This is a genomic window from Angustibacter aerolatus (assembly GCF_054776675.1).
This window is the reverse complement of sequence record NZ_BAAHBM010000098.1, coordinates 1-10868: the sequence shown is the minus strand read 5'-3', so window position 1 is coordinate 10868 and position 10868 is coordinate 1. Positions and strand designations below refer to the sequence as shown.

Genomic DNA, 10868 nt, shown 5'->3' with positions numbered 1-10868 from the left:
CGGGCGGGTGCCGGTGCGCGCGGTGGCCCCCGGTCGGGCGCCGGCGCGCGACGCCGCACCCGGGCTGCTGCCGGGGCGGCGTCCGGCGGTCACGGTCAGCCCCCGAACCGCGGGAAGGCCGCCCGGCCGGCGTAGCGGGCCGCGTCGTCGAGGTCCTCCTCGATGCGCAGCAGCTGGTTGTACTTCGCGACGCGCTCGCTGCGGGCCGGGGCACCGGTCTTGATCTGACCGCAGTTCGTGGCGACGGCCAGGTCGGCGATCGTCGTGTCCTCGGTCTCGCCCGAGCGGTGGCTCATCATGCAGCGGTACCCGGCGCGGTGGGCGAGGTCGACGGCGTCGAGCGTCTCGGTGAGCGACCCGATCTGGTTGACCTTGACCAGCAGCGCGTTGGCGACGTCCTCGTCGATGCCGCGCTGCAGCCGCGTGGGGTTGGTGACGAACAGGTCGTCGCCGACCAGCTGCACGCGGTCGCCGATCGCCCGGCTGATGTGACCCCAGCCGGCCCAGTCGTCCTCGGCCAGCGGGTCCTCGATCGAGACCAGCGGGTACTCCGAGAGCAGCCCCTCGTAGAAGCCGGTCATCCACTCGGCCGACCGCTCGGCGCGCTCGAAGTGGTAGCTGCCGTCGCGGTAGAACTCCGTGGCGGCCACGTCGAGGGCCAGCCCGATGTCGGTGCCGAGCGTGAAGCCGGCCTGCTCCACGGCGGTGCCGATCAGGTCGAGGGCGGCCGTGGTCTGCGGCAGGTCGGGGGCGAAACCGCCCTCATCGCCCAGCCCGGTCGCCAGACCCTGCTTCTTCAGCACGCTCTTCAGCGAGTGGTAGACCTCGACGCCCCAGCGCAGCGCCTCGGCGAAGGTCTCCGCCCCGATGGGGGCGATCATGAACTCCTGCACGTCGACGCCGCTGTCGGCGTGGGCGCCGCCGTTGATGATGTTCATCATCGGCACCGGCAGCACGTGGGCGTTCGGCCCGCCGACGTAGCGGTAGAGCGGCAGGCCGGCGGAGTCGGCGGCGGCCCGGGCGACGGCCAGCGAGACCCCGAGGATCGCGTTGGCACCGAGCTTGGCCTTGTTGTCGGTCGCGTCGAGGTCGAGCATCGCCTGGTCGACGAGCCGCTGCTCGCTCGCGTCGAGGCCGAGCAGCCCGGGGCCGATCTCGTCGAGCACCGAGAGCACGGCACCCTGCACACCCTTGCCGCCGTAGCGCGAGCCGTCCTCGTCGCGTCGCTCGACCGCCTCGAACGCACCGGTCGAGGCGCCGGAGGGCACGGCCGCGCGGGCGATGACGCCGTCGTCGAGCGCGACCTCGACCTCGACGGTCGGGTTGCCACGAGAGTCCAGGATCTCGCGGGCGCCGACTGCTTCGATGCTGGCCACGTGCTGCTCCTCGGTCGGGCGGGTGGGTCGTCGCGAGCGAGCCTAGCCGGGTGGGTCGCCGAGCCCACGCCCCCACGCCGCCTGTGGACGACGGCGCGTCCCGCCGGCCGCTGTGGACGCCGCCTGTGCACCAGGACCAGCCGTCCACACCCCTAGCCCGCGACCACCAGGTCGGGTGTCAGCCCTGCCAGCGTGGTGGCTCCGGCGAGCGCCATGGCGTGCTCGAGGTCGTCCCGCAGGAACCCGAGGAGGTCGTCGACACCGTGCTCACCGTCCGAGGCGAGCGCCCACAGCACCGGGCGCCCCAGCATCACGGCGTCCGCACCGAGCGCGAGCGCCGTCAGCACGTCGAGGCCGCTGCGCACGCCCCCGTCCACCAGCACGGGCACCTCGGGCACGGCCGCACGCACCTCGGGCAGCGCGTGGGCGGCGGCGATCGAGCGGTCGAGCTGGCGCCCGCCGTGGTTCGAGACCAGGACGCCGGCCGCACCGGCCTCCACGCAGCGGCGGGCCTCGTCCCCGCGCAGCAGGCCCTTGACCAGCACCGGCAACCCGGTCAGCTCGGCGAGCTCCGCGACGAGGTCGGTGGTGGCACCGGCCGACTGCTCGCACGCCCCGAACGGGTCGACGCCGTCCGGCACGTGCCGGAAGGTGTTGACGCCGAACAGCTCCGCCTGCCGGCGCACCGGTCGGCCGGCGACGCGTGGCTTGATGCCCACGACGGGTGTGTCGCCGGTGAGCACGAGGGCGGACGCGCCCGCCGCGGCCGCTCGCAGCGCCATGCCGCGGTGCACGGCCGGCTCCTGCGTGGCGTACACCTGGAACCACCACGGCCCGGCGGCCGCGGCGACGTCCTCGAGCTCCACGCTGACGCGCATCGACACCACCATCAGCGCACCCGCTGCCCGGGCCGCGGCCGCCGTCGCGACCTCGCCCGCCTCGTGCACGAACCGGTGGTACGCGGTGGGCGCCACGACGACGGGCGAGGCGAGCCGGTCGCCGAGCAGCTCGGTCGAGGTGTCGACGTGCCGCACGTCGGTCAGCACCCGCGGCCGCAGCCGGAACCCGGACCAGACCTGCTCCGACGCGGCGCGGGTCTCCTCCGACCAGGTGCCCGAGTCGATGGAGTCGAAGACCTCGGCGTCGAGCACGCGCCGGGCGCGCTCGTAGTGGTCGTGCAGCAGCCGCGGCAGGCTCACGCGCGCTCCCACACCGCTCGGCCGTCGACCAGCGTGAGGTCGCAGCGCACGGAGGCGAGCTCGTCGGGCGGCACCGCGAGGGGGTCGCGGTCGAGCACGACCAGGTCGGCCGGAACGCCTTCGACGACGCGACCCGCGTCGTCCTGGTGGTTGACCCGCGCCGACCCGCGCAGGTACGCCCGCAGGGCCGTCGCGAGGTCGAGCGCCTGGCCGGGGAGCAGCGGTCGCGAACCGGGTGCCTCCTGCCGCGTGACGGCCACCGCGAGCGCCGCCAACGGATCGGGCGTGGAGACCGGCCAGTCCGAGCCCATGGCCAGCTCGGCGCCGCTGCGCGCGAGGTCGGCGAAGGGGTACTGCCAGTCGCTGCGGGTGGGACCGAGCAGCGGGATGTTCAGCTCGTCCATGACGGTCTCGTGGCAGGCCCAGAGCGCCTGCAGGTTCGCGGTGACCCCCAGCCGGGCGAAGCGCGGCACGTCGGCGGGGTCCACGACCTGCAGGTGGGCGACGTGGTGACGCAGGTCGGGCTGCGACGCCGGGTCGGCCTGCGCCGCGGCGAGGGCGTCGAGGGCCTCGCGCACGGCCCGGTCGCCGATGGCGTGCACGTGCAGCTGGAACCCGGCGCGAGCGCAGGCCACCGCCACCTGCTGCAGCACCGACGGCTCGACGTACGACAGGCCGCGCTCGGTGCCCGGCGCGCCGTCGTCGTCCAGGTACGGCGTGGTCAGGCCCGCGGTGCGGCTCTCCACGACGCCGTCCTGCATCACCTTCACGCTCGTGCAGCGGAAGCGGCCGTCCGGCACCTCGCGCGCGACCTCGTCGCGGCGCTGCGCCAGCTGCGCGACCACGTCCGGCACGCGGTGCGCCGGCACACCGCGCGGCCACCAGAGGGCGCCGACGACGCGCGCCGTGAGCAGCCCGCGCGACGCGGCGGCGAGGTAGGCGGGCGTCGGGTCGCCGTACCCCGCGTACTCGCCGACGATCGCGTCCTGCCACCCCGTGACACCCAGCGAGTGCAGGTGACGCTGCGCCTCCAGCAGCCCGGCCAGCTGCTGCTCGGTCGTGGCGCGCGGCAGCAGGTCGGTGACGGGGTCCATCTCGGCCTCGTGCAGGGTGCCGTCCGCGGGACCGGTCGGCAGCCCGGCCGCGTGCAGTGCCGCGGTGCTCGCCCAGACGGCGTGGTGACTGCTGTCGCGCAGCACGACGCGCCGACCCGGGGCCGCGGCGTCGAGCAGGTCGTGCGTCGGGCGCCCAGACGCGAACAGCTCCTTGTGCCAGCCGCCGCCGTCGAGCCACTCGGCGTCGGGGTGGGCGAGCGCGTGCTGCCGCACCAGGTGCAGCGTCTGCTCGACGGTGGTCGCCCCGCTGACGTCGCAGGCGAGCCGCTCGAGCCCACCCATGACCGGGTGCACGTGTGCGTCGGTGAACCCGGGCAGCACCGGCCGCCCGGCCAGGTCGACCAGGTGCGTCACCGGCCCGACCCGAGCACGGACGTCCGCGTCGCTGCCGACGGCGACCACTCGGCCGCGGTCGACGGCGACCGCCGTCGCCCCGGGCACGACGCGGTCGCCGTCGTGCACGAGACCGCCGTGCAGCACCAGGTCGACCACGGGCACAGCATGTCAGCCGGACGACGTCACGGGCCGGAGGACGGCGCCGCCGGCACCGCGCGCGGAGCCGGCCGACGCGACGAGCTGCGACTCCTGCCCCCGTGGGCGATCGGCCGTGTGGCTGCGGCGCGCGACCCGGCCGCCATACGCTCCCCCGCAGACCGGTGGAGGGTGTCGCCCGTGTACGTCAGCCTGCGCGACCGCCCCGGCGCCAGCCGGCGAGCGGTGCCCGGCCGGGTGCCGGGCACCGTGGTGCTGCTCGGGGTCGTCAGCCTGCTGACCGACGTGTCGTCCGAGTCCGTCGCGGCGGTGCTGCCGGTGTTCCTCACCGTGGTGCTCGGGCTCAGCCCGGTGGCCTACGGCGTCGTCGACGGCGCGTACCAGGGCGTCAGCGCCCTGGTCCGGGTCGTCGGCGGCTGGGTCGCCGATCGCACCGACCACCCACGGCGGGTGGCGCTCGCGGGATACGCGCTGTCGGCGCTGTCGAGGATCCTGCTCGTCGGAGCGAACGGTCTGTCGACGGTGACCGCCGCGGTCACCGTCGACCGGCTCGGCAAGGGGGTGCGCACCGCACCGCGGGACGCCATGGTCGTCGCCGTCTCCGACCCGGCACGCGTCGGGCGGTCCTTCGGCGTGCACCGCAGCCTCGACACCGTGGGCGCGCTGATCGGGCCGCTCGCGGCGTTCGCCGTGCTGTGGGCGCTGCCCGGCCGGTACGACGCGGTGTTCGTGCTCTCGACCGTGTTCGCGGTCCTGGGGGTCGCGGTGATGGCCCTGCTCGTGCCGGACGTCCACCGCCGGAGGGCCGGCACGGCTGCGGAACCCGCCGAGTCCTACGGACCCGCCGGCCCTGCCGGACCCGCCGAGGTCACCGACCCGGTCGAAGGCGCCGACGGCGACGGACGCAGCGGCATCGGCGGGGGCGACGCGGTGCGGCTCCCCGATCACGCGCCGGACGTGGGCCCGCGCGCTCACGACCGAACGCTCCGGGCTCGCAGTGGGCCGGCTGCGGGCGAGGTCGGCGAGGCCCGAGAGACCCGAGAGACCCGAGAGGTCGTGCCGGGAGGCGCCGAGCGACCGCGGAGCCGACCCTCGCTGCGCCTGCTCGCCGACCGTCGCCTGAGCGCCCTCCTGGGGGTGGCGGGCCTGCTCGGCCTGCTCACGGTCGGCGACGGCTTCCTGTACCTGACGCTGCTGCACCGTGACGGGTTCGCCGCGTCGACGTTCCCGCTGCTGTTCGTGGGCACCGACCTCGGGTACCTCGCGACCGCGCTCCCGCTCGGGCGGCTGGCCGACCGCGTCGGCCGGGCCGGGGTGCTCCTCGGCGGGCACCTCGCGCTCGTCCTGGCGTACCTGGCCGCGGCCGGCCCCGTGTCGGGCGTGCCGGCGACGGTGGCCTGCCTGCTGCTGCTCGGCACCTACTACGGGGCGACCGACGGGGTGCTGCCCGCGCTCGCGGGCCGGGTGGTCGACCCGACCGTGCGGGCCTCGGGCATCGCGGCGGCGCAGACCGTGGTCGCCCTGGCCCGCGCGGCGTCGTCCGTCGTCTTCGGGCTGCTGTGGGTGGCGCACGGGCCCGGCCCGTCGCTCGTGGGCGTCGCGGCGCTGCTGGTCGTCGCCCTGGCGCTCGTCGCACGCCCCCTCCGGCGACTGGACCGGTCGTGAGCAGGCGCACGCGGGTGCTGACGACCGTGGTCGTCGCGGTGCTGGCCCTCGGCGCCGGCACGGCGTACCTGTGGCGTGCCCGGGCGCAGGAGACGCAGCGCAGCAGCCGGGGCCAGGCCACGGCTGCCGACTACGGCCGGCTGCGGGCGGAGCCGCACCTGGTCTTCCGCAGCACCCGGCGAGACGCCTCCTTCGGGCGCCTGACCGCGGTCGCGCTGCTCGACCCGAAGGGGCCACGGGCGGTGACGGCCACTTCCTGCGAGCGCGTCGACGCCACGGCAGAGCGGGTGCTCTGCCTCGCGCAGCGGCGCGGGGTCGCGATCAGCTACCGCGCGACGGTGCTCGACGCTGCGCTGCACGAGATCCGGCCGCTGCAGCTGAGCGGCGTCGCCAGCCGCGCCCGCCTGTCGGGCGACGGCCGACTGGCGGCGACGACGTCGTTCGTGGCCGGCCACTCCTACGCGTCCGCGAGCTTCTCGACCCAGACCCTGGTGGCGCGCGTCGACGGCGAGAGCTACGGCGACCTCGAGCAGTTCACCCTCGTGCACCGCGGGCAGCAGATCGCACCGCGCGACCGCAACGTGTGGGGCGTGACCTTCGCGGACGACGACGACACGTTCTACGCCACGGTCGCCTGGGCCGGCCGCACGTGGCTGGCCCACGGGTCGCTGGCACACCGCCGGCTCACGACCGTGCGGGACGACGCCGAGTGCCCCTCCCTGTCGCCCGACGGGACGCACGTCGCCTACAAGAAGCGACTCGGGCTCCCCGCCGGCCAGTGGCGACTGGCCACCCTCGACCTCTCGACCGGGCGCGAGACCCTGCTCGCCGGCGACCGCAGCGTCGACGACCAGCTCGAGTGGCTCGACGCCGCCACCGTGCTCTACGGCCTCCTGCGCGCCGACCAGCGCGAGGCGGTCACCGACGTCTGGGCGGTGCCCGCCGACGGTACGGGCGCTCCGCGCGTGCTGGTGCCCGGCGCCTGGTCCCCGTCCGTGGTGCGCTGAGGTCGCACCGTCGAGCCGGACTAAGGGGCCGTGACGCGCAGGTCGTCGACGGAGAGCGTGACGGGGGCGTTGGTGGTGGCCGACGAGAGGTAGGTGAGGACGCCGACACCGCCTGCGGCCTGCAGGCCGGCCGTCGCGTCGGTGCCGCTGACCGCCCAGGTCGTGGGCTCGGTGGCGCCGGCTCGCCAGACGCGGGCCCGCAGGGTGGTCGGCGAGGTGCCGGTCACCTGCAGGCGGACGCGCAGCTGGTCGCCCGGTGCGACGACGAGCCCCGGCACGAGCGTGGCGGGCACGACGGCGGTCTCGGCACCGGCCGAGGTCGCGCGCTCGAGGGAGACGCGCACCGTGCCGTCGGTGTGCAGGCGCAGCTTGCCGCGGTAGCTGCCGGCGCTGGTGATGCGTCGGCCCACGACCGACAGGCTGATGCCGTTCGCCGCGGTGGCCGCCTTGTCGGTCGACAACGTCACCGCGGTGTCGGTGGCCGACGACGAGACCGACTGCAGGAACGCCGCCGGACCCGAGCCGGCGGTCGCCATCACCAGGCGGCCGACGCCGCCGGAGACCGAGGCGACGGACGAGCCGCCGGTGATCGTCCAGCCGCCGCCCGTGGTCGCCGTGCCCCAGCCGGACGACAGGGTGCGGGTGAAGTCGTCGGCGGCGATCGGGGGCTGCGCGCCGCTGGTGACCGTCACCGAGCGGGTCACCGAGTCCGTCGCGCCGTCGTCGTCGGTGACCGTCAGCGTCACCGGGTAGGTGCCGGCCGAGGCGTACGCGTGCGTGGTGGTCGACCCGGTGGCCGTGCTGCCGTCGCCGAGCTGCCAGGCCCACGAGGCGATCGTGCCGTCGGCGTCGCTCGACCCGCGGCCGTCGAAGGTGCAGGTGAGGTCGCTGCAGGCCGGCAGGGCGATGCCGGCGACCGGCGGCGTGTTCGGCGGTGCGCCGGCGCTGGTGATCGAGAACTGGTCGGTGAAGGCGCCGGTCACCGGGACGAAGCGTGCGGTGAGGGTGTCGGCGTCGGCCGTCACGTCGAGGAACCCGTGGCTGGCTGCGGTGTTGGCCCCCTCGAGCTGCGCGAAGTAGCCGGCCTCGGTGTCGGCCGGGTTCACGTCGCGCATCATGACGCCGCCCGTGCCGACGGTGGCGACCACCGTGCCGGCGCCCTTGCGCAGTTGGTCGCCGGCGTCGGCGATGCAGTCGGTGTCGACGGTGCCGGTGGCGAGGGTCGAGCAGCCGGTGCCGAGCCGCAGCTGCTTGGTGCGCTGGTAGATGTGCTCGTGGCCGTTCAGCACCAGGTCGACGCGCTTGCGCAGCAGCAGGTCGGTGACGTCGCGGACGCTGCCCTCGCACCCGTACTGGCCGGTCGAGACGCACGGCTTGTGCATGCCGACCACCACCCACGGGATGCCGGCGGCGCGCGCGGCGTCGATCACGTCCGAGGTCCACTGGTAGCGCGGCGTGCCGGCCGCGTACGACCAGGTGCCGTCGGGGAACGCCAGCTCCGGCGAGATCATCACGAAGCGCACCGTCGGGTTCGCCTTCGGGTAGTCGGCGTACCACTGCCGCCCGTAGGTGCCGACGAGACCGGGCAGCTGGTTCGGCAGGCAGGCGGTGAAGTCGTTGACGTTGCCGTTCAGGCCGTTGCTCTCGTGGTTGCCGCTCACCACCTCGAACGGGAAGCCGGCTCCGAGCCGCGAGGTCACGAAGTCGCAGTAGGCCTGCTCGGTGCCGGTGGCTGCGTACGACAGGTCGCCGAGGGCCAGGTCGAGCTCGGGCTGCTGCGCCGCGATCCCGTTCAGCACCAGCGCGGAGTTGCTGCCGTTGCCGTAGTCGCCTGCCGCGGTGAAGTGCACGGGCGGCGGCGTGGCGCTGCGGGCGGACGGCGCGGGGCTCAGCACCAGGGCGGCCAGCACCGCCAGGGCTCCGGCCACCACCCCGGTCCGACGTCGGGACATCGTCGCTCCTCGTCGCGCGGCCCCCGCTGCGGCACCCACGGTGGCACAGGGAGCGGCCTCGGCGCGTCGATTTCCTCGGGTTCACGATGCGCACCCGGTCGGTCACCGCGCGCAGCGGCGTCAGTCGACGTCGAGCAGCAGCCGCAGCAGCCGGGGGGACGGCGAGCCGTGCGACAGCAGCTCGTCGTGCACGGCCCGCGGCGTGGCGCCGGGCCGCGCGACCGCGAGCTCGGCGGCCAGCTGGCCCACCTCGCTGGCGCCCACGTAGTACGTCGACAGCTGCGCGCTGGTGAGCAGCGCGCGGCGCCACTTGCCCTCGGCCTCGCCGTCCTCCTGGTGACCGCGGTCGGTCATCAGGGCGCGGGCCTCGGCGCGCGTCATGCCGCGCGCGTGCACCCGCACGTCGAGGATCGCGTTGATGGTGCAGCGCAGCCGCATCTTCAGCTGCTGCATCCGCAGCGACAGCGCCTCGACGGAGCCGGGCGCGTCCGCCTCGACCGCGTCGGCGACCAGCTGCTCGGCGTGCACCGCCCACCCCTCGACGAACACACCGCTCCACAGGGCCGCCCGCACCGGCGTCGAGCCGCTGTACCGCCGCGAGTGCGCCAGCTGCAGCACGTGCCCTGGCATCGCCTCGTGCACCGTCAGGTCACGCAGCATGTGGTCGTTGTACTCGCGGTAGAACGAGGCGATCCGCGTCTCGTCCCAGTCGGCGGGGGTCGGCGAGACCGCGAAGAACGTCGGCAGCGGCAGCGGTTCGAGCGCGCCCGGCGGGTCGCAGTAGGCGACCGCGACACCGCGCCGCACCTCGGGCATCTCGATGACCTCGGTCGCTGCCAGCAGGTCGCTCGGCACGGTCACCAGGTCGTGCGAGCGCACGAGCTCGGTGAGGTCGTCGAGGTGCACCCGGCACCGGCTCAGCACGTCGGCGTCGCCGACCGGCGCGCCGTCGGCCACCGCGTCGAGGACCGCCCGCACCCGGCCAGCACGGTCGCTGCCGACGCCCAGCAGCGGGGCGAGCGCCGCGGCGGTCTCGTCGATGGCCTCCTCGACGGCCATCAGGTCGCTCTCGGCGCGGTCGAGCAGCGCGTCAGGGCCGGTCTCGGTGTCGAGCACGTACCAGAGCCGCGCGGCGTACGACTGGTCGCCGAGACGCGGGTCGCCGTCGGCCTCGGGCAACCGGTCGGTCAGCCAGTCGGCGTGCGCGTCGAGCGCAGCGGCCGCCTCGACCCGGGCCGCGTCGACCTCGGCCCGACGCTGCGGTGCCCGGTCGAGCAGCGCGTCTGCCTCGTCGAGCAGCCGCACGGTGCCGCGGGTGCGCGCGACCGCCGTCTCGACGTGCACGCGGGGCATCTGACCGAGCACGTCCCGCGCCTGCTCGAGCGCCGCCGGCACCGCCCGCAGCCGGGCGGCGAGCGCCCGGGCGCGCTCGTCCGGCTCGCCGGTGTCGCGGGCCAGCAGCGTGTAGATCGCGTCGCCGGGCAGCGTCACCAGCGGGTCGCGCCGGTGGTCGGCGTGCTCGCCCACCGCCCACTGCCGCGCGGTCAGCCGGGTGCGCAGCAGCTCGAGGTCGGCGACCTCCTGCGGCGGCAGCTGCGTGTCGTCGACGTCGTCGAGCGCGGCCGTCGCGTCGGACAGGTCGCGCAGCTGCGCCTCGACCCCCTCGGTCGACCAGTCGGGCAGGCGGTCGTCGAAGGCGTGCACGCCCAGCGCCGTGGCGGTCACCGGGTCGTGCTCGAGCAGGACGTCGAGCGCCGCCCTGGCCGTGCGCCGGAACCGCTCGCCGGCCTCGCGGCCGCCGAAGATCTGCTCGCTCACCGCGCCACCTCCCCGCCGCGCACGCCCCAGAAGTCGACCCCGTCGCCGCTTGCCCCGCCGGTCCTGCCCGCCCTGCCTGACCCGGCCCCACCTGCCCCGACGCTGCCGTCACCGACGTCACTGTCGCCGCCGCCGTCGCCGGACGCGAGCACCGCCTCCGACCCCGACCCCGACCCCGCAGGCTCCTCGGCGCGCGCGGCCTCCACGGCGCGCGCGGCCTCCACGGCGCGCGCGGCCTCCACGG

Annotated in this window: 7 protein-coding genes and 1 pseudogene; 2 read left to right on the top strand and 6 right to left on the bottom strand. The window is 75.6% G+C overall.

Annotated elements, in window-relative coordinates; genetic code table 11:
• Nucleotides 1–95: 95 nt before the first annotated feature.
• From eno to ACYVI6_RS16275, 3 genes are all read right to left on the bottom strand, one after another.
• On the bottom strand, nt 96–1376 hold the full coding sequence (gene eno / locus ACYVI6_RS16285) for a phosphopyruvate hydratase (RefSeq protein ID WP_460447371.1): 1281 nt from the start codon (nt 1374–1376) through the stop codon (nt 96–98).
• 152 nt (nt 1377–1528) lie between these two features.
• The gene (locus ACYVI6_RS16280; protein WP_460447370.1) at nt 1529–2575 is read right to left on the bottom strand and encodes an alpha-hydroxy acid oxidase; all 1047 of its coding nucleotides are present in this window, start codon (nt 2573–2575) and stop codon (nt 1529–1531) included.
• A complete protein-coding gene (locus ACYVI6_RS16275; protein ID WP_460447369.1) occupies nt 2572–4182 on the bottom strand; it encodes an amidohydrolase in 1611 nt (536 codons plus the stop codon). The genes ACYVI6_RS16280 and ACYVI6_RS16275 overlap by 4 nt, the downstream gene beginning before the upstream one ends.
• 180 nt (nt 4183–4362) lie before the next feature.
• On the opposite strand from ACYVI6_RS16275, the gene ACYVI6_RS16270 reads away from it, so the two are divergent.
• Nucleotides 4363–5847 (top strand): MFS transporter, encoded by a 1485-nt coding sequence (locus tag ACYVI6_RS16270; RefSeq protein ID WP_460447368.1) that lies wholly within the window; start codon nt 4363–4365, stop codon nt 5845–5847.
• Entirely contained in the window at nt 5844–6854 is a 1011-nt protein-coding gene (locus tag ACYVI6_RS16265) for a TolB family protein (RefSeq protein ID WP_460447367.1), read from the top strand. Before ACYVI6_RS16270 ends, ACYVI6_RS16265 begins: the two co-directional genes overlap by 4 nt.
• Nucleotides 6855–6874: 20 nt before the next feature.
• Here ACYVI6_RS16265 and ACYVI6_RS16260 read toward each other — a convergent pair whose 3' ends face one another.
• The 3 genes and pseudogenes from ACYVI6_RS16260 to ACYVI6_RS16250 all read right to left on the bottom strand — a co-directional run.
• Nucleotides 6875–8806 carry a PKD domain-containing protein gene (locus tag ACYVI6_RS16260; protein WP_460447366.1) on the bottom strand — a complete coding sequence of 644 codons (1932 nt, stop codon included), beginning with the start codon at nt 8804–8806 and terminating at the stop codon, nt 6875–6877.
• Nucleotides 8807–8926: 120 nt separating this feature from the next.
• Nucleotides 8927–10624: a DUF885 domain-containing protein gene (locus tag ACYVI6_RS16255; RefSeq protein WP_460447365.1), complete on the bottom strand. Its 1698-nt coding sequence runs from the start codon at nt 10622–10624 to the stop codon at nt 8927–8929.
• Nucleotides 10621–10868: pseudogene (locus ACYVI6_RS16250) on the bottom strand (DUF1236 domain-containing protein); the annotation flags it as partial. The pseudogene ACYVI6_RS16250 and the gene ACYVI6_RS16255, both read right to left, overlap by 4 nt.

Coding starts and splice junctions, on each gene's coding strand:
- ACYVI6_RS16260 (WP_460447366.1), bottom strand. CDS start 8,806: ATGTCCCGACGTCGGACCGGGGTGGTGGCCGGAGCCCTGGCGGTGCTG.